Source organism: Vibrio sp. Vb0667 (assembly GCF_033391095.1).
On the sequence record NZ_JAWPOL010000016.1, the window covers coordinates 25,182 to 49,848 of the forward strand.

Below are 24,667 nucleotides of genomic sequence, written 5' to 3' on the forward strand. Positions count from 1 at the left end.
GGCACTCCTCGTCATCGGATATGCCACTATGTTATTGAAGAATTAGAGACAAGAAATCCTCCTTGCGAGTTGACATATCAGCCAATTTTCCCAAGGAGGATCACACTTAGTAGGCGTAGTGACTTGTCGGATACCGCTTAGTTCAACAAGAGACTGTCATCTGCCAGCTCTTCACCACGCACTTTGGAGAACATATCCAACAAGTCTGGTACTTGCATGTTAGCGCGCTGCTCTCCAGCCACATCAAGCACAATTTCACCTTGGTGAAGCATTACGGTCCTATCGCCACATGCTAATGCGTCTTTCATCGAATGCGTCACCATCATCACTGTTAAATCGAACTCATCGACAATACGTTTAGTTAAGTCGATAACAAACGCCGCCATACGAGGATCAAGCGCAGCCGTGTGTTCATCAAGCAATAACAGCTTACTCTCCGATAACGTCGCCATCACAAGGCTAACGGCTTGTCGTTGTCCACCAGACAGCAACCCAATGCTATCGCCCAAGCGGTCTTCTAAACCAAGACCGAGGATGCTAATTCGCTCTTGGAACAGCTTGCGACGTTTAGTAGAGAGCGCCAACCCCCAGCTGCGTTTTTTACCACGCATGTGCGCTAGAGCCATGTTCTCTTCTATCGTAAGTTCACCACAAGTCCCGGCCAATGGATCTTGAAACACTCGGGCGCATTGCGTCGCACGTTGGGCAACCGTCTGCTTGGTGACGTCTTTGCCGTCAATGATAACCTGACCACCTATCATCGGCGTCTCACCTGTCACCGCACCAAGCAACGTCGATTTTCCTGCGCCATTAGAACCAATCACGGTAAGAAATTGATGATCTGGAACCTCTAAAGAGACGCCTTTCAATGCACGATTTTCCAAAATCGTCCCAGGGTTGAACGTGACCTGAATATTATTTAGTTCGATCATAATGCCTCCCCAGAACCATTTTTTGATGCCGCTTGTTTAGCATCAGTAACGCGTTGTTTCGCTCTCATGCTCTGTTTTAGCTTTGGAGCAATAAGCGCCACAGCCACCAATACTGCGGTAACAAGGTTGAGGTCTGAAGCTTGTAAACCAAACATGCCAGAACTCAAAGCGAAAGCTACTGCAAGGCGATAAAGTACCGAACCGATGATGACCGCAAACACCGCAACCCAAATCTTGCGCCCGGGAATAAGGGTCTGCCCCAAAATCACAGCTGCCAAACCAACGACAATGGTGCCCACGCCAGAGGTCACATCCGCAAAGCTGTTCGTTTGTGCAAACAACGCGCCTGCGAATCCCACAAACCCGTTGGATAAAGCCAAGCCAAAGTAGGTATAAAAGCCAGTGCTCGCCCCTTGCGCAGAAACCATACGCGCATTCACACCCGTGGCTCGTAAACCAAGACCAAAGTCGCTGTTCAGCAGGCGAATGACAAAGAAAGCGGACAGAAGAACTAAGGCCCCAACAACCAGAGGGCGAATAAACATCGCATCGCCCAATGCTTCAAACGGAGTGAGAATCGTATCCTCTCCAAGCAGCGCCATATTAGGTTTGCCCATAATACGAATATTAATTGAAAATGCAGCGATCATGGTAAGAATGGAAGCTAACAGGTGTAAAATACCACACCGAACAGCCAGAAAAGCGGTTACCCACCCCGTCATACTACCAGCTATCATCGCCATTATTGTCGCAAGCCAAGGATTAATACCTGCGACAATCGCCGTTGCAGCCACCGCCGCTCCCATTGGAAAGCTGCCATCCACACTCAAATCGGGGAAATCGAGAACACGGAACGTAAGATACACACCCAGAGCGACTAGGCCATAAATCAAGCCAATTTCGAGTGCACCAAAAAAAGCAAATGCAGACATAACTGCTCCTTTCTGCATGCTCAGGCTGGCTAATACCAACCTGAACTTAAGACTTCTAACGTATACTCCCCTTCTTCTCTAGCAGAATGCTTTACACGAGAAATCTGGAGAGTATCAGTTTTGGGGCAAGCCTCTATCAACCAACGTGACAGGCTTAACCCCAAAAAGCGTTACTTATTGCATGCTTGTCGCACGTTCAATCACAGAACTTGGCAGCTTGATACCGAGCTTAGATGCTGCGCTTTCATTAATTACAAGGTCAGAGCCCGTCGCGACTTTTACATCCAGCTTGCCTGGTTCTTGACCATCAAGAATCGCCGCCACGTAATCCGCGGTTTGTACACCAACCTGATAGTAGTCAAAACCTAAGCCTGCAATTGCACCCTTTTCGACATACGACGTCGCGCCACCAAATACAGGTTTCTTCGCTTGATTCGCTGCAACAATCATCCCTTCAATCGCACTTGCAACTGTATTGTCTGTTGGGGCGTAAAGAATGTCTGATTTCGCTGCAATCGCTTGAGTCGCAGACTGAACATCAGCACTTTTTAGTGCGGTCGCTTCAACCACTTGTATGCCTTTTGCTTTTGCGCTTTCTTTTAGTAATTCAACTAAAGTCACGGCATTAGCTTCACCGGGATTAAATACAACCCCGATGCTTTTCACCTGAGGAAGAATTTCTTGGATGAGATCGACATGCTGAGCAACGGGTGAAAGATCAGACAGGCCAGTTACGTTTTTGCCTGGTTGTTCCATCGACTTAACCAATTTCGCACCAACCGGATCTGTTACCGCAGTAAAGACAACAGGAATAGAGCGAGTAGCCGACACCAAGGCTTGTGCCGAAGGTGTCGCGATGCCAACTAACACATCAGGATTTTCGCCGACGTACTGACGGGCAATTTGCACCGCAATCGCTGGATTACCCTGTGCGGTCTTATAATCAAATTCTAGATTTTTGCCTTCTTCGTAGCCTTTCGCTTTCAAACCATCAAGCAATCCTTGACGCGTCGCGTCTAACGCCGGGTGTTCGACAATCTGTGAAACTGCGACAGTTGCAGTGGCGGCCAGTACATTGGTAGAAGAGAAAATAGCAGTAGCTGATAGAACGGCAGTGGCTAATAAACGTTTCGTTTTCATCATAACTCCTTGATGTGACTTCGTCCTTGTTTCACGAGCTTTCAATATGTGTATCGACTCGTGAATTCAAATGTTTGAAGGCGGTATTGTTGTGTTCATATAACTGTGCACTTCTTGCGCATCTTGTTTTTATTATTACTACTAAGTCTTAGTAAAGAAAAGAAAGATTTAACACTAAAGCAACATTTGTGATCGGGGGGACTTCTTCATCCGGAAAGAATCTTTGGTAAACAAAGCTTCGCTCGCTTCATCAACGACCGTCAAAGTAGGTAATAGAGGCAGGATCAAAAATGGAGCGGCCAGTGCACACTCCATTTCAAACAATTTAAATTAGAACCAACGCTCTAATGACGATTTATCGAGCTGGCGAAACGCTCGGTTCAGTATTATCGCAAGCTCTTTGTAACGAGGGCGAGCTTTGACAGGCTCTAATGCAAAACCTGTTTCCACAATTTTTTGATGCAACTCCCGATACCAAGAGGCCAAAGAAGGCGGCAATTTCGTGTTGGATCGAGCACCAAGCCACCAAATGCCTTGAAGTGGCAAGCTAATCGCAAACAAGGCAACAACAATGGATTGAGGTAACGCGTGGTAATTGTTGAATGCCATTTGAGTGAGTACGCTGATCGCAGCAACGGCCGGCATGACTTTAATGCCAAAGCGAGTCGCCTTAATGATACGCTGTTCCGGAAATATGGCGCTTAGCTCTTTACGAACTGGCCAGATCTCCATGTAATTCTGGCCATCTTTCAGGCTATGGATCAATCCGACTTTATTACTCATACCGCTCTCTCACTAAAAAATAGTTGAACATTTCAACTGAAGGTACAAAAAATTGATGAAAGTTAATATTCTTTCAAATTTTTTTTGTTATCATTGCTTATTATCGCTATCCTTTGCAGACCCTCAATCTCATTGTTGCTGTTATTTACAATTTAAGCAACTCCGAGATATCTATCTGCACGGATCGCATCATAGTGATGGAAGGGTTCATCACTATTTCTTTATATGGAATTAGAACAATTTTTGACCAGGATTAGTACGCAGCCTTCTGGGTATCGGCTATTCTTGTGATTAATTTTTCATTCTTTAACTGATTTTTTATCAGACGAATAACAGGTAGTCATACATGTCTAAGCTAGTTTTAGTTTTAAACTGCGGTAGTTCTTCTCTTAAATTTGCCGTTGTTGATGCCGAGAACGGCGACGAGCACTTGTCAGGTCTTGCTGAGTGTCTTCACCTTCCTGAAGCTCGCATCAAGTGGAAACTTGATGGCAAGCACGAAGCTCAACTAGGCAATGGTGCAGCTCACGAAGAAGCACTAGCGTTTATGGTAGAAACTATTCTTGCTTCTAAGCCAGAGCTTAAAGCTAACCTAGGCGCAATCGGTCACCGTATCGTTCACGGCGGCGAGCAGTTCACTCAATCTGCACTAATTACTGATGAAGTTCTAAAAGGTATTCAAGACGCTGCAACATTTGCACCTCTTCATAACCCTGCTCACATCATCGGTATCGAAGCGGCTAAGAAAAACTTCCCAGAGCTGAAAAACGTTGCTGTATTTGACACTGCGTTCCACCAAACTATGCCTGAAGAGTCTTACCTATACGCTCTTCCATACAACCTATACAAAGAACACGGTATCCGTCGTTACGGCATGCACGGTACTTCTCACTTGTTCATCACTCGTGAAGTTGCAGGCCTACTAAACAAACCAGTTGAAGAAGTAAACATCATCAACTGTCACCTAGGTAACGGCGCATCTGTATGTGCGATCAAGAACGGTCAATCTGTAGACACTTCTATGGGTCTTACTCCACTTGAAGGTCTGGTAATGGGTACTCGCTGTGGCGACATCGACCCTGCTATCGTCTTCCACCTACACGACGCTCTAGGTTACTCTGTTGATCAAATCAACACGATGCTAACTAAAGAATCTGGTCTTCAAGGTCTAACTGAAGTGACTTCTGACTGTCGTTTCGTTGAAGACAACTACGGTCAAAAAGAAGAAGCAACACGCGCAATGGACGTGTTCTGCCACCGTCTAGCTAAATACGTTGCTGGCTACACTGCTTCAATGGAAGGCCGTCTAGACGCAATCACTTTCACTGGCGGTATCGGCGAGAACTCTGGCCCTATCCGTGAAATGGTTCTAAACCGTCTTGGCATCTTCGGTATCGAAGTAGATAGCGAAGCTAACCTTAAAGCTCGCTTCGGCGGCGAAGGCGTTATCACGACTGAAAACAGCCGTATCCCTGCAATGGTTATCTCTACTAACGAAGAGCTAGTCATCGCTGAAGACACTGCTCGCCTGACAGGTCTTTAATTGAATTCCTGGCTAGCCACTCGGCTAGCCAGATTTTCATTCAAACGAATTTCTTAGGGGCTCAACTCCTATTCTTCGAGCTTCATGGAATAAGAGTTGAGCTTTTATCCCCCAAATAGCTAAAGGTACTCTACGAATGTCTCGTACTATTATGCTTATCCCTACTAGCGCAGGCGTTGGCCTAACAAGCGTTAGCATGGGTGTTCTTCGCGCTATGGAGCGTAAAGGCGTTAAAGTTTCTTTCTACAAGCCAATCTGTCAGCCACGTTCAGGTGGTGATCAACCAGATCTGACTTCAACTATCGTTGGTCGTAACAGCGATATGAAGATCGGTGAACCAATGGCGATGTCTGTTGCTGAAAGCCTAATCGGTAACGACAACATGGACGAGCTGCTAGAAACCGTTGTTGAACGTTACAACCAAATCAACAAAGACGCAGACGTTACGCTAATCGAAGGTCTTGTACCTACTCGTAAGCACCCATTTGCAAACCAAGTAAACGCGGAAATCGCGGCAACACTTGGTGCAGAAATCGTGCTAGTTGCGACTCCAGGTACTGATAACCCTGCACAACTGAAAGAGCGTATCGAAGTAGCATGTTCTAACTTCGGCGGCACTAAAAACAAAAACATCTCTGGTGTTATCATCAACAAGCTAAACGCTCCTGTTGACGAAGCTGGCCGTACTCGCCCTGACCTATCTGAAATCTTTGACGATGCAGACAGCGCGAAACAAAACGAATTGAAAGTGATGGAAATTTTCAACACTTCTCCAATTCGTGTACTAGGTTGTGTGCCATGGAGCATTGATCTGATTGCGACTCGTGCAATCGACATGGCTAAGCACCTGAAAGCAGATATCATCAACGAAGGTGACATCAACACTCGTCGCATCAAGAGCATCACTTTCTGTGCACGTTCTCTGCCAAACATGATTGAGCACTTCAAACCGGGCTCTCTACTTGTTACTTCTGCAGACCGTCCTGATGTTATCGTTGCTGCTTCTCTTGCTGCAATGAACGGTGTGGATATTGGTGCAGTACTGCTAACTGGCGGTTACGATATCCCTAGCGAAATCGAAGGCCTATGTAAACCAGCATTCGACACTGGTCTACCTATCTTCAAAGCACAAGGTAACACTTGGCAAACGTCTCTAAACCTACAGAGCTTCAGCATCGAAGTACCTGCAGACGATAAAGAGCGTATCGAGTTCATCAACGAACACGTTGCTGGCCACATCGACGGTAACTGGATCGAGTCTATGACTGAAGGCACTCAGAAGTCTCGTCGTCTAAGCCCACCAGCGTTCCGTTACCAGCTAACTGAACTTGCTCGTAAAGCAGGTAAGCGTATCGTTCTTCCAGAAGGTGACGAACCACGCACAGTTAAAGCAGCAGCGATCTGTGCTGAACGCGGCATTGCAGACTGTGTACTTCTAGGTAACCCAGATGAAATCCGTCGCGTAGCGGCTCAACAAGGCGTTGAGCTAGGTACTGGTGTAACCATCATTGATGCAGATGCTGTTCGTGAAAACTACGTTGCTCGCCTAGTTGAGTTGCGCGGTGCGAAAGGCATGACTGAAGTTGTGGCTCGTGAGAAGCTACAAGATTCAGTATTCCTAGGCACAATGATGCTTGAGAACGACGAAGTTGACGGCCTAGTTTCTGGTGCTGTTCACACTACGGCGAACACTATCGTTCCTCCGTTCCAAATCATCAAGACGGCACCAAATGCGTCTATCGTATCTTCAGTATTCTTCATGCTTCTGCCTGATCAAGTACTGGTTTACGGTGACTGTGCAATCAACCCAGATCCAACTGCTGAACAGCTTGCTGAAATCGCTATCCAATCTGCTGACTCTGCAGCAGCATTTGGTATCGAACCACGCGTTGCAATGATCTCTTACTCTACTGGTGAATCTGGTAAGGGTGCAGACGTTGATAAAGTACGTGAAGCAACAAAACTGGCTCAAGAGAAACGTCCTGATCTTATCATTGACGGTCCTCTACAGTACGACGCTGCTATTATGGAAAACGTTGCTGCTTCTAAAGCACCAAACTCTCCAGTTGCAGGTAAAGCGACAGTATTTGTATTCCCAGACCTAAACACGGGTAACACAACTTACAAAGCGGTACAACGTTCAGCTGACCTAGTATCTATCGGTCCAATGCTGCAAGGTATGCGTAAGCCTGTAAACGACTTGTCTCGTGGCGCGCTAGTAGACGACATCGTGTACACCATCGCTCTAACAGCTATCCAAGCAGACCAAGAAGCTAAATAATCGCTTCTGACATCTAGTTGGATATAGATACAAAGCCCTCGATTCATCGAGGGCTTTTCTATTGCTGGCCAGAACACTTATTTGTTTTTTATACCAATCACTGCACAACCTATAATTACTGGTGCACAAAGCTTTTCTCCCTATCGCCCCCCATACCTAATCGACATTGCTCGTGCTTGTTCTTACACCGATTGACCCACTCCTCAAAATGTATTGGCTCCAAAGCAGCACGGTCCCTGTTCAATTTATCGACATTATTTACGTTTTAGCTAAACTTTTTTGCTAGGAAATACGTAAAAACTACTGCAATGCACAAACTCGTTGACTGCTAAGGAATATATATGAAGGATTTCATCAATACATCACTGATAAAGTTTGGTTTAGCTGCGTTTCTGATTAGTTTTTCTTCATTCAGCTTTTCCGCCCCGAGTATTAAAGGCGTCGATCAAGATATGTCCGGAGGAACGGTGACCGCTGAAATGGCTCATGCTGATGACAATGGGTGGATGGTTGTCCACCGAACAGACGAATCAATGAAGCCTGGTCCTGTTATCGGCTACGCTCCGTTAAAAATGGGAAAGAATGAAAACGTAAATGCAATTTTGATGGAACCAGTAGAATCAGGCGATATGCTGATGTTAATGGTCCACGGAGAGAAAGGTGGCATGAAGACTGGCGTGTTTGAGTATACGCTCGGCGCTAAAGAGGACGGCCCTGTAAAAGTGGACGGAAAGCTAGTGATGGACATCGTACGCGCTAAGTAAGGTGGCGATGAATGAAAAAGTAAACTTCCTACTCCAGGTATTTAGATGACACAAAAGTACTTAACGGCATTGCTAACCGTTAAGTACTTTTTCATTTGCGATGGAAGCAGCAAACTAACCAATCCTTTCTCTTCCATGAGGAGTATTTAGGTCTAAATCAGGCCCTTTTGGTACAACTTGCGTCGGATTAATCCCAGTGTGGCTGAAGTAGTAGTGGCGTTTAATGTGATAGAAATCCGTCGTGTCTTCGACGCCTTCGACTTGATATAACTCTTTTAAGTAGCCTTGTATATTTTCGTAGTCTGCGATGCGCTGCTTGTTACACTTGAAATGCCCCACATACACCGCATCAAAACGAATAAGAGTCGTAAACAAACGCCAATCAGCCTCAGTAATTGTGTTCCCTGCTAAGTAACGATGCGTCGCTAGGTGAGCATCGATTTTATCTAACGCATTAAACAAAGAATCAAACGCTTCTTCATACGCCTCTTGCGTAGTCGCGAAGCCACAACGATACACTCCGTTGTTGACATTTGGATAAACAAAATCGTTCCACTCATCAATAACGTGTTTTAGATGATCTGGATAGTAGTCGTCGTGATTCCCTGTTAACGCATTGAATTCCGAATTGAACATGCGAATGATCTCTGACGACTCGTTTGACACAATAGTATTGGTCTTTTTATCCCAAAGTACAGGCACGGTTACGCGGCCCGTGTAATCGGGTTTGCCCTGCGTGTAAATTTGATACATGCGCGTGTGACCAAACAATGGCTCAGGAAGCCCCATTTGCCAACCTTGGCTGAGCATATCAGGGCAAACGACCGTGACATCAATATGTGGTTCTAAACCTTTCAGCTTGCGGAAAATGAGGGTTCGATGTGCCCACGGACAAGCAAGAGAGACATACAAATGGTATCGACCGGACTCTGGTGTAAACTCCGCATCAGGGTCGTTTTTAACCCAGTTACGGAATCCGGCATCTTCGCGCACAAATTTGCCACCATTTGATTTTGTGTCATACCAGACATCTTGCCAAACACCTTCAACCAACTTACCCATGATTGCTCTCCTCTCGTTCTGTTTGTGTCTATATTAGCGTTTCCTATCAAACAGAGAATCATCGAACTTAGGACATCATGTTCAAGAAATTCGAATGTATAAATCAGACACATAAAAAAAGCGCGACCCGATGAAGGTGTCGCGCTTAAGCCCGTCACAGGCTGAATTTATACACTAACGTGTAAACAAGATACCGCGTGAACGTCATTACCTAAAATGGTTGGCTTTGTCTTCGCACACTCTTCGGTTGCTTGTGGGCAACGAGTGCGGAATACACAACCCGACGGTGGGTTGATAGGTGAAGGAAGATCACCCTCTAGCATTTGGATTTTCTTATTGCGCTCAATATCCGGGTCCGGGATCGGAACCGCAGACATCAGCGCACGCGTATATGGGTGCTTAGGATCAGCAAACAGAGCCTCGGCCTCGCCAAGTTCCACGGCATTACCTAAATACATAACTAAAACGCGATCTGAAATGTGTTTAACGACAGACAAGTCATGCGCAATGAATACCAGAGAAAGCCCTAACTCTTTTTGAATCTCTTTAAGTAGGTTAACCACCTGAGCTTGAATAGATACATCAAGCGCCGATACTGGCTCGTCACAAATGATCATCTTAGGCTTAAGGATAAGCGCACGCGCTATCCCGATACGCTGACACTGACCACCCGAGAACTCGTGTGGGTAACGGTTAATCACGTTAGGTAATAGGCCAACTTTCGCCATCATCTCTTTAACGCGATCTTTCACTTCCTGCTTAGACAGTTCTGGATAGAATGTCTCAAGAGGTTCAGCAATGATATCACCAACAGTCATACGCGGATTCAGCGATGCCAATGGGTCTTGGAAAATCATCTGAATTTCTTTACGCGTCTCACGGCGCTGAACGCTTTTCATTTTAGTAAGGTCTTGACCCAACCAGACTACTTGGCCGTCAGTAGCTTCAACCAGACCAATGATGGCACGAGCAAACGTCGATTTACCACAACCTGATTCACCTACTACACCAAGCGTTTCCCCTTCGTATAGTCGAACGTTCACGCCATCTACCGCTTTCAGGCTCGAAGGCTTTGACCACGGCCATGCCGACTTTGAGGCAATGCTGAAGTGAACTTTCAGCTCAGAAATGTCCAGAATTAGTTTTTTGTCTACTGCGTTCATTTGTTCCAAGCCTCCCATTCAGAAAAACATGCACGCTGACGACCATCACCAAATGGTGTCAGAATTGGCGCCTCGCGCTTACAACGATCCATCACACGGTGACAGCGCTCTTGATAAGGGCAGCCCGGCGGTAGACGAAGCAAGTTTGGTGGATTACCAGGAATGGTCGGCAGAATTTCACCCTCAGTATCGAGGCGAGGAATCGCCTTCAGCAGCCCCTCCGCATAAGGATGGCTTGGATTGTAGAAAATTTCGTTTACGTTGCCGTACTCCATGGTACGGCCTGCATACATCACCAGCACCTTGTCACACGAACCTGCAACCACACCAAGGTCGTGAGTGATCATGATGATCGCTGTGTTGAACTCAGATTTCAGCTCATTCAACAAGTCCATGATCTGTGCTTGTACCGTCACATCAAGTGCTGTTGTTGGCTCATCGGCTATAAGCAGTTTAGGACGACATAACAACGCCATCGCGATCATTACACGCTGACGCATACCGCCTGAAAACTCATGCGGGTACATCGTGATACGCTTACGCGCTTCAGGGATTTTTACCGCTTCCAGCATGCGTACTGATTCTTCAAATGCTTCCGCTTTGCCCATGCCTTTGTGCAGCATAAGCACTTCCATCAACTGATCACTGACTTTCATGTAAGGGTTCAGTGATGCCATTGGGTCTTGGAAGATCATTGCGATCTGTTCCGCACGCACTTTGTTCAGTTCTTTTTCTGGTAAGTTTAGGATTTCTTTGCCTTCAAACTTTGCGCTACCAGAAATAATACCATTCTTAGCCAAAAGGCCCATGATTGCGAATACGGTTTGAGATTTACCTGATCCCGACTCTCCAACGATACCTAAGGTTTCGCCTTGGTTGAGAGAGAAGTTCAAATCGTTTACTGCGGTTACGATACCATCTTGCGTGGTGAATTCGACGCGCAGATCTTTGACATCTAATAAGCTCATCATTGCTTCCTTAATCTTATCTTTTAATTATCTGTCTTTTGGATCCAGCGCATCGCGCAGGCCGTCACCAACGTAGTTGAAGCAGAATAGCGTCACAACCATGAACACTGCTGGGAATGCCAGCTGCCAGATTGCTACTTCCATTGTCTGTGCACCTTCTTGTAGAAGAGCGCCCCAACTTGTCATTGGTTCCTGAACACCAAGACCAAGGAATGATAGGAATGATTCCGTTAGAATCATACTTGGGATAAGCAGCGTAGAGTATACCGCTACAATACCCAGTACGTTCGGTACGATATGACGAGTAATGATTTTCCAGTTGCTTACACCACACACATGTGCCGCTTCGATAAACTCCTTGCTACGTAGACTAAGAGTCTGACCACGTACGATACGCGCCATATCTAGCCATGCGATAGCACCAATCGCAACGAAGATCAGCATGATGTTACGACCGAAGAATGTTACCAGTACAATCACCAGGAACATAAACGGTACCGCGTATAAAATTTCTAGAATACGCATCATTACGCGGTCAACTTTACCGCCGATGAAACCAGATGCTGCGCCGTAGAGCGTACCAATCAGTACCGCTACAAATGCACCCATAACACCTACCATCAACGAAATACGACCTCCAATTAGCGTACGCACGTATAAATCACGGCCTAAGCTGTCAGTACCAAACCAATGGTCAGCATTCGGTGCAACGTGCATCGCGTACCAGTCAGTATCATCAAATGTGTACGGTGCGATCATTGGCAGGATAATAACCGCCAACGTCATTAGAATAAGAAGGAATAAGCTCACCATCGCCGCTTTGTTGCGCATGAAACGGATACGAGCATCTTGCCAAAGACTGCGACCTTCAATCTCCAAGTTTTCGGAGAATTTCTCAATCGCTTCTAGGTTTTCTTTTTTCGTTAACATAACCAAACGTCCCTGTTAGTAGCGAATTTTCGGGTCAATCATTGCAAGTAAAATATCTACAATCGCGTTGAATAGAATAAATAGGAAACCAATCAGAATGGTTACCCCCATTACTAGCGAGTAGTCACGGTTAAATGCAGCGTTAACGAATAGTTTACCAATACCAGGCAGACCAAAAATGGTTTCGATAACAACGGAACCGGTGATGATACCTACGAAAGCTGGGCCCATGTAAGAAACAACAGGGAGAAGTGCCGGCTTAAGAGCGTGTTTGATAATGATGTAACGATAACTTAAACCTTTAGCACGTGCCGTACGAATAAAGTTACTGTTTAGGGTTTCGATCATCGAACCACGCGTGATACGAGCAAAGGTAGCAACATACAGTAGCGACATACCAATAACAGGAAGCACTAAATACTGCCAGCTACCATCTTGCCAACCGCCCGCAGGGAAGATATTCCAGTGAAGCGAGAATATGTAGATAAGCGCAGGTGCCAATACAAAGGATGGCATTACCACACCAAGCATCGCAGTCGACATAATGGTGTAATCAATCCAAGTATTTTGCTTGAGCGCAGCAATGGTGCCGACGGTAACCCCCATTATCAAAGTAAAGATAAAGGCGATGAAGCCCACTTTAGCCGAAACAGGTAAGGCAACAGCGATCAGCTCATTTACTGAGTAATCAAGGTATTTAAATGACGGTCCGAAATCACCTTGGATAACATTGGTCAGATACGTGGTGTATTGTTCAAATACAGGTTTATCCAAGCCATATTTAGCTTCGATATTTGCCATTACTTCGGGTGGCAATGGACGCTCTGTCGAGAAAGGGTTTCCCGGTGCAAAGCGCATAAGAAAGAAAGATACGGTGATCAAAACCAACATTGTTGGGATCGCCTCAAATATCCTTTTTGCGATGAATTTAAGCATAAACTCACTCTTTCAGTCTGTGACAGTTAAATTAAAGAAGTCGTCCAATTCTTTTGGACTAAAGATAGGCGCTACATGCAATTTCTCACATGTAGAGCCTCATTTTTATAGTTCTATCGAGTTACGAATTACTCTGTGATGTAGAGATCTTTAGAGTAAATCTTGTCTTCCGCGTTATTTACTGGGAAGCCACCAACTTTCGGTGATAGTAGACGTGATTTCACGTACTGGTAGATAGGTGCGATTGGCATATCTTTTGCCATCAACTTCTCTGCTTCTAGGTAAAGTGCTTGGCGCTCTTCGTCAGAAGTTGAAGCAAATGCTTTGTTCATGATCGCATCGTACTCTTTGCTGTCGTAGTGAATACCACCAGTAGTGTTATTACTCATCATCAGCGTTAGGAAAGATGAAGCTTCGTTGTAGTCGCCACACCAACCTGCACGAGCAACCTCAAAGTTGCCAGAATCTTTGGTAGATAGGTAAGTTTTCCACTCTTGGTTTTCTAGCGTAACGTCAAGACCAAGTGTCTTCTTCCACATTGAACCCAGTGCAACCGCAAGTTTCTTGTGGTTCTCTGATGTATTGTATAGAAGGTTAAATTCAAGAGGGTTGTCTGCGCCGTAACCCGCTTCTTCCAATAGACGCGCAGCTTCTGCGTTACGCTCTTCTTGCGTCATTTTGCCGTATGCAGGGATTTCTGGGTTGAAACCTGCCGTAATTTCAGGTGTTAGGAAGTAAGCTGGCTTTTGACCTTGACCTAAAATCGCATCAGTCACAATGTTACGGTCAATCGCATAAGAAATCGCTTTACGCACGCGAACATCATCAAACGGCTTTTTCTTCGTATTGAAGATGTAGTAGTAAGTACATAAGTTACCGGTTACAGACACTTCTTGTGGGTGCTCTTTCTTCAGACGCTTGAAGTGCTCTGTAGGCAGCTCGTTTGTGAAGTCGATTTCACCCGCTAGGAAGCGGTTCATTTCCGCTACTTGGTTCTCGATTGGTAGGAAAGTAACTTGGTCAAGCGTCGTGTTTTCGTTGTCCCAGTACTGTTCGTTACGTTTTAGAACCAAACGCTCGTTTACAACCCAGTTGTCAACAACATAAGCACCGTTACCTACAAAGTTCTCTGGCTTCGTCCATTGATCGCCGAACTTTTCAACAGTTGCTTGATGAACAGGTTTCACTGTCGTGTGGCCCATCATCATTACAAAATATGGTACTGCAGTATCTAACTCAACCACTAACGTGTGGTCGTCAACCGCTTTAACACCTAACTCGCTCTTATCTTTTTTACCCGCAACAATGTCTTTTGCGTTCTTCATCTTGGTGTATTCCATGTACCAAGCATATGGAGAGGCGGTTGCTGGATCGACTGCACGTTGGAAGCTGTAAACGAAATCACCTGCAGTGACAGGATCACCGTTTGACCATTTTGCGTCTTCACGTAAGTGGAAAGTGTATGTTTTGTTGTCTTCAGTGTCCCAAGATTCTGCAACACCAGGGATAGTGTTACCGTCCGCATCTTGGTTTACAAGGCCTTCAAGAAGATCGCGAATCACGTGGGATTCTGGAACACCTTGAGATTTATGAGGGTCTATTGTCGCAACTTCTGTACCGTTACCACGCACCAATTCTTGAACAGCAGCAAGTTTTGGCTCTTTAGAATCAGATTTAGCTTCAGGAGCTGGAGCCGGAGCAGGCTCAGCAGCTTGTTTCTCCGCAGGCTTTTCACCACAACCAGCTAGAGCGAGAGAAAGACCAGCACCAATAAATAAAGCGCGCGTGATTTTATTCTTATACATGCGTAAAACTCCAAATTTTTTCGTTAGCATCCATGACTTCTTTGTAAGGGCCTGGAACGGTCAGAGTTTTAGATTTTTTTAGTGCACTTTCTGAGCACAAAAGTCTAAAACCTTACAAAGACTGCGGCACACATTAGCAATCATTGAAGTAATTTGCCATAAAAATGTAGCAAAAAAACCAATAATGCTGACTAAACCACACATATCTAGCAGTAAACTCTAACCCCAAAGCATTCACCAGCCAAATAAAGACCAGAAGCGACATTTAACAGGCGAAACTTTCGATTAATCTGAGTTTAAACCATTTACTAGCATCTTATGCTAGATATTTACACATCATTTAACATTTATGACAAATCAAGTCTAACAAATAATTGTTTATATATTGGGCAAAAAACTTTTATTGTGAAGAATATCACCAGACAAAAGATAGGAAATATTGAAACAAAGTGAGCAATACAATGAAGATAAATACAAAAAAAGCTAAGTGCCATTAGCACTTAGCTTTTTTCACTAGAATGCGGGTTAGTTCTATTTTTCCCAACGCTGTGCAGCTTGATGATCGGTGTCGCGCGACTCAATCCAACGATCTTCATTCGTCGTACGCTCTTTTTTCCAAAATGGTGCTTGGGTTTTCAGATAATCCATGATGAACTCGCACGCATCAAATGCCGCGCCGCGGTGCGCACTGGAAACGCCCACAAATACAATTTGATCACCGCTATCCATGTCTCCGACACGATGAATCACGCGTACACCTAATAGTGGCCAGCGAGACTCAGCTTGATCGCAAATGTCGCTCAAGCTCTTCTCTGTCATCCCCGGATAGTGCTCTAGATGTAAACCAATGACATTATCCCCAAGGTTCATATCTCGAACTTTACCAACGAATGTAACGACAGCGCCGGCAGCCGTCCCTTCAGATAGACGTTGATATTCTTGCTCAACCGAAAAGTCTTCAATTTGTACAGAAACACGAGAATCCATCTTAACCCCCAGTTACCGGCGGGAAAAACGCAACTTCATCACCTGCTTTTACTTGTGTATCCAGAGGGACGATAGATTGGTTCACTGCAGCAAGTAGCTTTCCTGACTCGAGTGCTAAATCCCACTTGCCATCTTTCTCAGTGCCTTCTTCCACTAGATGTGCACGAATTGATTCAACCGTTTCAAACGGCCCGTCTAACTCAACACTGTCGATGCCAATCAGCTCGCGAGTTTGAGCAAAGAAAAGTACTTTAATCATGATTCCACCTTAAAGTGACCAGATTTACCACCCGTTTTCTCTAATAGACGAACTTGACCAATGACCATGTCTTTTTGTACTGCTTTACACATATCGTAAATCGTTAGAGCAGCAACGGAAGCTGCCGTGAGCGCTTCCATTTCCACACCAGTTTTACCCGCAAGTTTACATACTGATTCGATGCGAACTTTGTTCTCTGCTTCGATAGCTTCCAGTTGAACTTCAACTTTAGAGAGTAGTAGCGGATGACAAAGTGGAATCAAATCCCAGGTTTTCTTCGCAGCTTGAATACCAGCAATACGAGCCGTCGCAAATACATCACCTTTATGGTGCTGGCCAGAGACCATCAGTTGAAGTGTTTCTGGGGCCATGTGAACAAATGCTTCAGCACGAGCTTCACGAACCGTCTCCGTTTTTGCTGACACGTCAACCATGTTTGCTTCGCCAGAAGCATTGATATGTGTAAATTGGGTCATTGTTTTTCCTTCGCTTTTAGGAAAGGTTATACAGATAGGTGTGGCATGAAGTTACAAGGGCGATGACTTGCATCCAACTGCTGTTTAATAATTTTTGTCCAGCCTGTGCGGCACGCACCAGTTGAACCTGGCATTGCGAAGATCACGGTGTGGTTAGCAAAACCAGCCATCGCACGAGACTGAATCGTAGACGTACCGATCTCTTCGTACGACACCATACGGAACAACTCACCAAAACCTTCAACTTCTTTATCAAATAGAGGCTTAAGTGCTTCTGGCGTGCTATCACGTGAGGTGAAACCTGTACCGCCAGTAATCATGATCGCTTGTACGCTTTCATCAGCAATCCATTGAGAAACAATCGCGCGGATCTTGTACATGTCATCAATAACAATTTGCTTGTCTACTACGTTGTGACCCGCTTCTTGAGCATGCTCAGCTAGGTAACGACCAGAGGTATCGTTTTCTTCAGTACGAGTGTCAGATACCGTTAGAACGGCAATATTTGCAGGTTGGAATTTGCTTTCAGCGTGACCCATTTGTTCACCTATTCTCTTAATTAGCTTTGATACGCTTGGTATCGATTCGGAAAAAGTTAGAGCCAGCTTATCACTAAGCTCGCTCTAAAAGTTGAATGAAGTTAGCCGCCGATAGACGCGAGGTGTGGCGTCATACCAGTATTGCCATCATGCAAGAAATGGCTTACCGACTTGGTTTGTAACTGCGCCTGGATACGTTCAATAAGCTCACTCTCTTGCTCATCACGTTCCAAAAGATCACGCAATTCTACACCGTAGTCTCCAAACAGACATAGGTGCAGCTTACCCATCGCAGAAACGCGCAGTCGGTTGCAGCTTTCACAAAAGTCTTTTTCATAAGGCATGATAAGACCTATTTCACCCTTGTAATCAGGATGAACAAATACTTGCGCAGGACCATCATTATGCGAGCGTACTTTCAGCAACCAACCATTTGCAATTAGCTGGTTACGAATTGCCACTCCGGATACATGGTGCTTATTAAATAGCTCATCCATCTCACCCGTTTGCATCAACTCAATGAAACGCAGTTGGATTGGACGATCTTTTATCCAGTTAAGAAACGCTGGCAGCTCGTGATGGTTCAGATCTTTCATCAACACCACATTAACTTTTACTTGCTCATAACCGACCTCGAACGCACGTTCGATACCATTCATGACTTCAGTAAACTTATTTTCACCTGTGATTTGATGAAACATACGCGGGTCAAGGCTATCCACACTGACATTAATGTGGGTTAAACCCGCTTCACGCCAATCTGCGACTTGTTTTGCCATGCGATAGCCATTGGTTGTCGTTGCAACTTTTTGAATGCCAGGCGTCGCCGCTACTGAATGGATAATGTCGGTAAAATCTTTGCGTAAGCTAGGCTCACCACCAGTGATGCGCACTTTTGACGTGCCACAATCAGCGAATGCTTTTACGACCCGTTTGATTTCAGGGAGAGATAAAAAAGACGAGTTTTTATTGCCCGAAGGCTTATAGCCATCAGGAAGGCAATAGGTACATTTGAAATTACATACGTCGGTCACAGACAGACGCAAGTAATAAAACTTACGATGAAATTTGTCTTCGAATTGTTGCGCCACGGAACACCTTTCCAAACACGGGAGGCATGGCCATTTCCAATCATGCCCTTGTGACAGTATGCCACTGGCTCAAAACGCTTATCCAAGGACTTAGCAATAGTGAGCTCGGAGTTATGGCAACCAGAGATATGAAATCTCTGATAGCTTTGCGGTGTAAAATACTTAATATTTGTAATGGAATCCAGACTTGAGTGATAAAAAACTCTCTAGAGACACAATTTACCGCTAAGTGAGTACCTTTAAGACACTCCTTAAGATAAATTGTAGCCGTTTTTTATTAGATTATTAGAAGAACATAATGAATATCTACACAGATAAAAAAGTGGTCGCTGTTGGCGGTGGTCATGGCTTAGGTCGAATGCTGGCCGCATTACGAGATTTTGGCAGCAATGCAACTGGGATTGTTGCCACGACTGACAATGGTGGTTCAACAGGAAGAATTCGTCACTGCCAAGGAGGAATCGCTTGGGGAGACACACGTAACTGTATTAATCAGCTCATTACAGAGCCTTCGATCAGTTCTATGATGTTTGAATATCGCTTCAAAGGCACTGGCGAACTTGATGGTCATAATCTTGGTAATTTGATGCTTACTGCACTCGATAACTTATCGGTCAGACCTTTAGATGCCATTAATCTGATTCGCAATATGTTAAAAGTCGACGTTAACATCCTTCCTATGTCCGAACACCCTTCGGATCTTTCCGCGTTATCCGTAGATGGGAAGTGGGTTACGGGAGAAACAAATGTCGACGAAATGAAAGCAGACTTGCGACGTTTGGATCTTTCACCAGAAGTGCCTGCTACCAAAGAAGCCATCACAGCTTTGGCGGAAGCGGACGCGATTATTCTTGGCCCTGGCAGTTTTTTAACTAGTATCATGCCTCCTTTATTGCTGCCTGAACTCGGCAAAGCGATTGCAGCAAACACAAAAGCAAACGTCATTTTTGTTGCTAACCTGAGTCCAGAATACGGCCCAGCAGGAAGAATGACGATGGCTCAAAAATTAGAATGGTGTGAACGTGCCTGCCAAGGAAGAAAAATAGACGTGGTTCTAACAGAGAAAACCGAGCAAGACGTCTTAAGTCAATGGAATGTAGTGACGGAGTCACTCGCCTCCTCTAACCGAGACTGGCGTCACGATAGAAACAAGCTCAAACTAGCGATTGAAAATCAGCTACAACTTTCTATCTAGGAGCACGTTACCTGACTAGCGCCCTCTTTTAAGTTGTTTATTGATAATGAAAACCCTTCTGTCATCGAAGGGTTTTAGTTCAGGCATCCAGTAAGAACAGATGTTTACTAAGAAAAATGGTTAATAGGAATAAATAGCTACTGTCGCCAAGAGCGATAAGCATCTCGAGTTTCGTGCAAAAGATCGAACATAACCTCTAACACCTCAGACTCCGCAGTTAACTCACCGGCTTTCGCTTTTTTGTCTATGGACATCGCCAGTTCACAAAGGCGATCTGCCCCAAAGCTCGCAGCACTACTTTTCAACGCGTGGCTGATTTCTTTTGAGTAAGCTAATCGCTCTGCCCCCTGTAGTTGGGATAAGTTCTCGATATAGGTATCCATTTCTCCTAGGAAGATATCGAACAGTACAGGTACGTTGTCACTGCCAATTTCCATCGACAGTTCATCTATTTTTTGCTGATTTAATACATTTACACTCATACTTTTTGCCGCTCTTCCTTGCCGTTCCATGCCTGTAACTTGCGGTAAATCGTCGACGGACTGACATCAAGGTATCCCGCCGCTCGAGGAATATTGCCATCACATGCTTCAATCGCTTGCTCGATTGCCATTTTTTCCGTCATCCATAATGGCATAATCTCAGATGCGGTCATCGCTTTCGGCTCAATTAATTTAGCCACAGACGACGGACGGTCAAGCGGTTGATTCAACGGTGGCGGTAACATGTCCAACGTAATCTCTTTACCGTTGTTTAGAACAACGATATTGCGTAGCACGTTTTGTAACTGACGAACGTTACCCGGCCACTCATAGCTGTTGAATCGCTCGATGACATCAGGCGCAAAACGTATGAAGCTTTTTCCTTCTTCGTGTGACATGTAACCTAACAGTGAGTATGCAATTTCAATAACATCTTCGCCTCGTTCGCGTAAAGGCGGTAAATGCAAAGGAATGACATACAAACGATAGTACAAATCTTCACGGAATCGACCTTCTTGTACCTCTTTCCAAGGATCACGGTTAGTGGCACAAACAAAGCGCACATCCACGCTCTTCATTTTTGAGGAACCCACTTTTTGGAATGTGCCCGTTTGAATAAATCGTAGCAACTTGGTTTGTAAATCCAAGTCCATCTCACAAAGCTCATCTAGAAAAAGTGTGCCGCCATCCGCTAACTCAGCTGCCCCTTGACGATCATTCGCAGCGCCAGTAAAGGCCCCTTTTACGTGACCAAACAGTTCACTCTCAATCAAATCTTTTGGAATTGCAGCACAGTTAATTGCAATAAAAGGTTTGTCACCACGTTTACTTGCTGCGTGAATAGCCTCAGCACATACCTCTTTACCAGTACCACTTTCACCTGTGATAAAAATACTCGCTTTACTGCTCGCCGCTGAATCTATCGTACGGTAAACCTGCTGCATGGTTTGGCTACTGCCGATAAACCCCTGATAGCTCTGATTGCCTGGATTATCGGCTTCATTTTTTAGCTTGGTCGCTTTACGAATTGCATTGTTAACCGTGACACGTAAACGGTCTGCTTCACACGGTTTAATTAGAAAGTCTTGTGAGCCATGACGCATGGCCTCGACAGCGGTATCGATAGAACCATGCGCTGTCATAAAGATTATAGGTACGTCGGGATGACTCTTTTTAACGGCATGTAAAACGTCCATCCCCGTCATATCTGGCAGACGGAGATCGAGTAAAATAAGATCTGGAATTCGATGATTTAGGCTCTCAATGGCATCCCTACCTGTGCCGACAATATTGATATCTATGCCAAGCGGTGTCAGGTATGAGCGGTACAGAGCCGCAACAGATGCGGTGTCCTCGACCATTAAAAGGTAACGAGACTTTGGGCCTTCGGGTTTTTGTTGCATAACCTAGCTATTATTTTGTTGTGTTTTAAACAATAATCGCATTACGCTTTGCATTTTGCAAATAACATTAGCTAAATTATGGGCAAAGGAAAAAATTCAAAAATAATATCAATTATTTAAAAAGTGGCACAAACCATGCTGTAACAATAGTGACCCCTCGGGTCACCTAGCCAACTGACGTTGTTAGTGAACGATATGTTCACAAAACAAGCCAATAGACCCGACTGCCTATTGGCTTCTTTTTTTTACAAGCGACCTAAAATGCTTGGATAGTTAAATCGGTAAGTTTGTTCAACTATTTGCGATGAACTGCGCTCGTAGTTTTTCAATCTCGTCACGCTTTTGTGCCGCTAACTCAAATTCTAAATCTTGCGCATGCTGATACATCGCTGCCTCCAGTCGACTGATTTCTTTTTCTAGCTGCTGAGGGGACAGTGCCTCGTAAGTTTGCGAAGGCTCCGCCACTTTCGATAATGGTACCTGTTTAGTGTTACGCTGGCGTTTAGACTTAGTGATATCGCCAAGTTCCATGATGTCTTTGATATTTCGTTTGAGCGCTTGTGGCGAAATACCCATTTCTTCGTTGTACGCTTCCTGCTTCTCGCGACGACGGTTAGTTTCATCCATCGCCTTTTTCATTGAGTTGGTGATTCGGTCAGCGTATAGAATCGCCTTACCTTCGATGTTTCGCGCAGCACGACCAATGGTCTGAATGAGTGAGCGTTCAGACCGCAAGAAGCCCTCTTTATCCGCATCCAAAATTGCAACTAACGAGACCTCTGGCATATCCAGGCCCTCTCTCAATAAGTTTATTCCCACCAGCACGTCAAATTCCCCAAGACGAAGGTCACGGATAATTTCCACACGCTCAACAGTATCAATGTCTGAGTGTAAATAACGTACCTTAACATCATGTTCGTGAAGGTATTCGGTGAGATCTTCAGCCATTCGTTTGGTCAGTGTTGTAACCAGAACTCGTTCATCTTTAGCTGCGCGAATACGGATCTCAGACAATAGGTCGTCGACTTGGGTCGCTACTGGGCGAACTTCCAACTCAGGGTCAAGCAAGCCTGTAGGACGAACGACTTGATCCGCTACATCACCCGCCGATTTTTCTAGTTCGTAATTTCCAGGAGTAGCAGAGACGAAAATCGTTTGTGGCGCTAGTGCTTCAAACTCCTCAAACTTCAGTGGACGATTATCCAAAGCTGAAGGTAACCGGAAACCAAACTCCACCAGCGTTTCTTTACGCGAACGGTCGCCTTTATACATGGCACCTATCTGCGGTACTGTCACGTGAGATTCATCGATGATCAACAAGCCATCATGAGGTAAGTAGTCAAACAGGGTTGGTGGCGGCTCACCTTCCGAGCGTCCACTGAGATAACGAGAATAGTTTTCGATACCGGAGCAAAAGCCCAACTCATTCATCATTTCGATATCGAATTGAGTGCGCTGGCTAATTCGCTGCTCTTCCAGTAGCTTGTTGTTATCTAGAAGCTGCTTTTTGCGCACTTCTAGTTCGACTTTAATATTTTCAATCGCTTCAAGAATGCGATCTCTTGGCGTGACATAGTGCGTCTTGGGATAGATGGTATAGCGCGGCAAGTCTCGTTGTTTCACCACGCCTGTCAATGGATCGAACACACTGATGCAATCCACCTCATCGTCAAACATCTCAACGCGCACAGCGTCTTGGTCTGATTCAGCAGGGAATATATCAATCACCTCGCCACGGACACGGAACTGCCCTCGCTCAAAAGCAACATCATTGCGCGAGTATTGGAGCTCCGCTAGGCGACGAAGCATATCACGCTGATCAATCACATCTCCACGTCGCAAATGAAGCATCATTTGTAAGTAGGATTCCGGATCACCCAAACCATAGATAGCTGAAACCGAAGCAACTATAATAGCGTCTTTCCGTTCCAATAAAGCTTTAGTGGCAGACAGTCGCATTTGCTCAATGTGGGCGTTAACCGAAGCGTCCTTTTCAATGAAAGTATCTGTTGTGGGAACGTATGCTTCAGGTTGGTAGTAATCGTAGTAAGAAACAAAATACTCAACCGCATTATTAGGAAAGAATGACTTCATCTCACCATATAACTGAGCAGCAAGCGTTTTGTTTGGCGCAAGTAATATTGCGGGTCGTTGGGCTTGAGCAATCACATTCGCTAGTGTGAAGGTTTTACCTGAGCCTGTGACCCCCAACAAGGTTTGATGTGCTAGCCCAGCATCGAGCCCCTCAAGCAACTGATTGATCGCTCCTGGTTGATCGCCCGACGGCTGATAATCGGAGACCAATTCATAGACTTTACTCATACCCTTCCTCAATTTTACTGCGCTTTGGCTGTATATATATACACCTTAGCTAATGAAATCTACGTCTATCGAGAATTTAACCATCATTGTTAATAAATTTTCTTGTTTGTCTAGAATGCTATAGCCATACAAAAGTGACTCTGATATAGTACTTCGCCCTAGTTGAAGAGCTACACACATTCTTCACATTATAGTTTCCACAACTTTTCCCCAAAAATTAGCTTAAAACTTTCTTATCCCCAAAAGATTGATTTTTATCCACTTTGAATACCTTTTGATTAACATCGATAAATCTCTGTTTTATTTGCTTATTTTACGCATAACTCTGACTAAAGATTCATTAAATAAAAACTTAGTTGCATATCAATTTTCTTTACCCAGATCTCATCAACATACTTATCCACAAATTTAGTGGATAACTAACCTCGAGCCTTTACTGGCAAGCCATACAGAAAAGTAAAGCCCTTAACTCAATATTTTTTTCTAAAAATGTATTTTTTTACTGTTGACAGTAGTTTGAGTGCTCGGTAAGATTCGTCCCGCTTTCAAGCAAAGCAATTCCTCCTTAGCTCAGTTGGTAGAGCGACGGACTGTTAATCCGCAGGTCGCTGGTTCGAGCCCAGCAGGAGGAGCCAGATTATAGAAAAGCCGTGTCGCAAGACACGGCTTTTTTT

At 44.9% G+C, this 24,667-nt stretch carries 22 protein-coding genes, 1 tRNA gene and 1 riboswitch; of the genes, 5 read left to right on the forward strand and 18 right to left on the reverse strand.

Annotation, left to right across the window (positions count from 1 at the left end; all coding sequences use genetic code 11):
* Positions 1-137: 137 nt before the first annotated feature.
* The 4 genes from R8269_RS15115 to yfbV all read right to left on the reverse strand — a co-directional run bounded on the left by R8269_RS15115 (position 138) and on the right by yfbV (position 3,787).
* A complete protein-coding gene (locus R8269_RS15115) occupies positions 138-932 on the reverse strand; it encodes an ABC transporter ATP-binding protein (protein ID WP_005380813.1) in 795 nt (264 codons plus the stop codon).
* The gene (locus R8269_RS15120; RefSeq protein ID WP_005380812.1) at positions 929-1,864 is read right to left on the reverse strand and encodes an ABC transporter permease; all 936 of its coding nucleotides are present in this window, start codon (positions 1,862-1,864) and stop codon (positions 929-931) included. Before R8269_RS15120 ends, R8269_RS15115 begins: the two co-directional genes overlap by 4 nt.
* A 174-nt stretch (positions 1,865-2,038) precedes the next feature.
* Positions 2,039-3,004: an ABC transporter substrate-binding protein gene (locus R8269_RS15125; protein ID WP_005380811.1), complete on the reverse strand. Its 966-nt coding sequence runs from the start codon at positions 3,002-3,004 to the stop codon at positions 2,039-2,041.
* Positions 3,005-3,334: 330 nt separating this feature from the next.
* On the reverse strand, positions 3,335-3,787 hold the full coding sequence (yfbV, locus tag R8269_RS15130) for a terminus macrodomain insulation protein YfbV (protein ID WP_005380809.1): 453 nt from the start codon (positions 3,785-3,787) through the stop codon (positions 3,335-3,337).
* A 346-nt stretch (positions 3,788-4,133) separates the two neighbouring features.
* On the opposite strand from yfbV, the gene R8269_RS15135 reads away from it, so the two are divergent.
* The 3 genes from R8269_RS15135 to R8269_RS15145 all read left to right on the forward strand — a co-directional run bounded on the left by R8269_RS15135 (position 4,134) and on the right by R8269_RS15145 (position 8,375).
* On the forward strand, positions 4,134-5,330 hold the full coding sequence (locus R8269_RS15135; protein WP_005380807.1) for an acetate kinase: 1,197 nt from the start codon (positions 4,134-4,136) through the stop codon (positions 5,328-5,330).
* Between the two features lie 136 nt (positions 5,331-5,466).
* On the forward strand, positions 5,467-7,611 hold the full coding sequence (gene pta / locus R8269_RS15140; RefSeq protein ID WP_005380805.1) for a phosphate acetyltransferase: 2,145 nt from the start codon (positions 5,467-5,469) through the stop codon (positions 7,609-7,611).
* 341 nt (positions 7,612-7,952) lie between these two features.
* The gene (locus R8269_RS15145; RefSeq protein WP_005380804.1) at positions 7,953-8,375 is read left to right on the forward strand and encodes a hypothetical protein; all 423 of its coding nucleotides are present in this window, start codon (positions 7,953-7,955) and stop codon (positions 8,373-8,375) included.
* Positions 8,376-8,489: 114 nt separating this feature from the next.
* Here the strand turns inward: R8269_RS15145 and R8269_RS15150 are convergent, their stop codons facing one another.
* From R8269_RS15150 to moaA, 11 genes are all read right to left on the reverse strand, one after another.
* The gene (locus R8269_RS15150) at positions 8,490-9,437 is read right to left on the reverse strand and encodes a glutathione S-transferase family protein (RefSeq protein ID WP_215810313.1); all 948 of its coding nucleotides are present in this window, start codon (positions 9,435-9,437) and stop codon (positions 8,490-8,492) included.
* A gap of 167 nt (positions 9,438-9,604) precedes the next feature.
* Positions 9,605-10,618: a murein tripeptide/oligopeptide ABC transporter ATP binding protein OppF gene (gene oppF, locus R8269_RS15155; protein ID WP_005387265.1), complete on the reverse strand. Its 1,014-nt coding sequence runs from the start codon at positions 10,616-10,618 to the stop codon at positions 9,605-9,607.
* Complete coding sequence (locus R8269_RS15160) at positions 10,597-11,568, reverse strand: ABC transporter ATP-binding protein (protein ID WP_318222584.1); 972 nt, start codon at positions 11,566-11,568, stop codon at positions 10,597-10,599. Before R8269_RS15160 ends, oppF begins: the two co-directional genes overlap by 22 nt.
* 27 nt (positions 11,569-11,595) lie before the next feature.
* A complete protein-coding gene (oppC, locus tag R8269_RS15165; RefSeq protein WP_005380790.1) occupies positions 11,596-12,498 on the reverse strand; it encodes an oligopeptide ABC transporter permease OppC in 903 nt (300 codons plus the stop codon).
* Between the two features lie 15 nt (positions 12,499-12,513).
* Positions 12,514-13,434, reverse strand: a complete 921-nt coding sequence (oppB, locus tag R8269_RS15170) for an oligopeptide ABC transporter permease OppB (RefSeq protein WP_005380786.1) — start codon at positions 13,432-13,434, stop codon at positions 12,514-12,516.
* A 128-nt stretch (positions 13,435-13,562) separates the two neighbouring features.
* Positions 13,563-15,239 carry an ABC transporter substrate-binding protein gene (locus tag R8269_RS15175; protein WP_031779051.1) on the reverse strand — a complete coding sequence of 559 codons (1,677 nt, stop codon included), beginning with the start codon at positions 15,237-15,239 and terminating at the stop codon, positions 13,563-13,565.
* A gap of 531 nt (positions 15,240-15,770) precedes the next feature.
* Positions 15,771-16,226 carry a molybdopterin synthase catalytic subunit MoaE gene (gene moaE, locus R8269_RS15180; protein ID WP_005380781.1) on the reverse strand — a complete coding sequence of 152 codons (456 nt, stop codon included), beginning with the start codon at positions 16,224-16,226 and terminating at the stop codon, positions 15,771-15,773.
* A gap of 1 nt (position 16,227) precedes the next feature.
* Positions 16,228-16,485, reverse strand: coding sequence for a molybdopterin synthase sulfur carrier subunit (moaD, locus tag R8269_RS15185; protein WP_005380780.1), 258 nt, complete (start codon positions 16,483-16,485; stop codon positions 16,228-16,230).
* Positions 16,482-16,961 carry a cyclic pyranopterin monophosphate synthase MoaC gene (gene moaC, locus R8269_RS15190; protein ID WP_258476845.1) on the reverse strand — a complete coding sequence of 160 codons (480 nt, stop codon included), beginning with the start codon at positions 16,959-16,961 and terminating at the stop codon, positions 16,482-16,484. The genes moaD and moaC overlap by 4 nt, the downstream gene beginning before the upstream one ends.
* A 26-nt stretch (positions 16,962-16,987) precedes the next feature.
* Positions 16,988-17,500 (reverse strand): molybdenum cofactor biosynthesis protein B, encoded by a 513-nt coding sequence (gene moaB, locus R8269_RS15195; protein WP_005380778.1) that lies wholly within the window; start codon positions 17,498-17,500, stop codon positions 16,988-16,990.
* A gap of 101 nt (positions 17,501-17,601) precedes the next feature.
* Positions 17,602-18,591, reverse strand: a complete 990-nt coding sequence (moaA, locus tag R8269_RS15200; RefSeq protein WP_005380776.1) for a GTP 3',8-cyclase MoaA — start codon at positions 18,589-18,591, stop codon at positions 17,602-17,604.
* Positions 18,580-18,714: riboswitch (molybdenum cofactor riboswitch) on the reverse strand. Its footprint overlaps the gene before it by 12 nt.
* A 175-nt stretch (positions 18,715-18,889) precedes the next feature.
* Between moaA and R8269_RS15205 the strand changes: the two genes are divergently transcribed.
* Positions 18,890-19,786 (forward strand): YvcK family protein, encoded by an 897-nt coding sequence (locus R8269_RS15205; protein ID WP_005380772.1) that lies wholly within the window; start codon positions 18,890-18,892, stop codon positions 19,784-19,786.
* A gap of 137 nt (positions 19,787-19,923) precedes the next feature.
* Here the strand turns inward: R8269_RS15205 and luxU are convergent, their stop codons facing one another.
* The 3 genes from luxU to uvrB form a co-directional block, all read right to left on the reverse strand.
* Positions 19,924-20,268 carry a quorum-sensing phosphorelay protein LuxU gene (gene luxU, locus R8269_RS15210; protein WP_005380770.1) on the reverse strand — a complete coding sequence of 115 codons (345 nt, stop codon included), beginning with the start codon at positions 20,266-20,268 and terminating at the stop codon, positions 19,924-19,926.
* Entirely contained in the window at positions 20,265-21,671 is a 1,407-nt protein-coding gene (gene luxO, locus R8269_RS15215; RefSeq protein WP_005380768.1) for a quorum-sensing sigma-54 dependent transcriptional regulator LuxO, read from the reverse strand. Before luxO ends, luxU begins: the two co-directional genes overlap by 4 nt.
* Before the next feature lie 291 nt (positions 21,672-21,962).
* Positions 21,963-23,993: an excinuclease ABC subunit UvrB gene (gene uvrB, locus R8269_RS15220; protein WP_017636056.1), complete on the reverse strand. Its 2,031-nt coding sequence runs from the start codon at positions 23,991-23,993 to the stop codon at positions 21,963-21,965.
* A gap of 559 nt (positions 23,994-24,552) precedes the next feature.
* On the opposite strand from uvrB, the gene R8269_RS15225 reads away from it, so the two are divergent.
* Positions 24,553-24,628, forward strand: a tRNA-Asn gene (locus R8269_RS15225).
* Positions 24,629-24,667 lie beyond the last annotated feature (39 nt).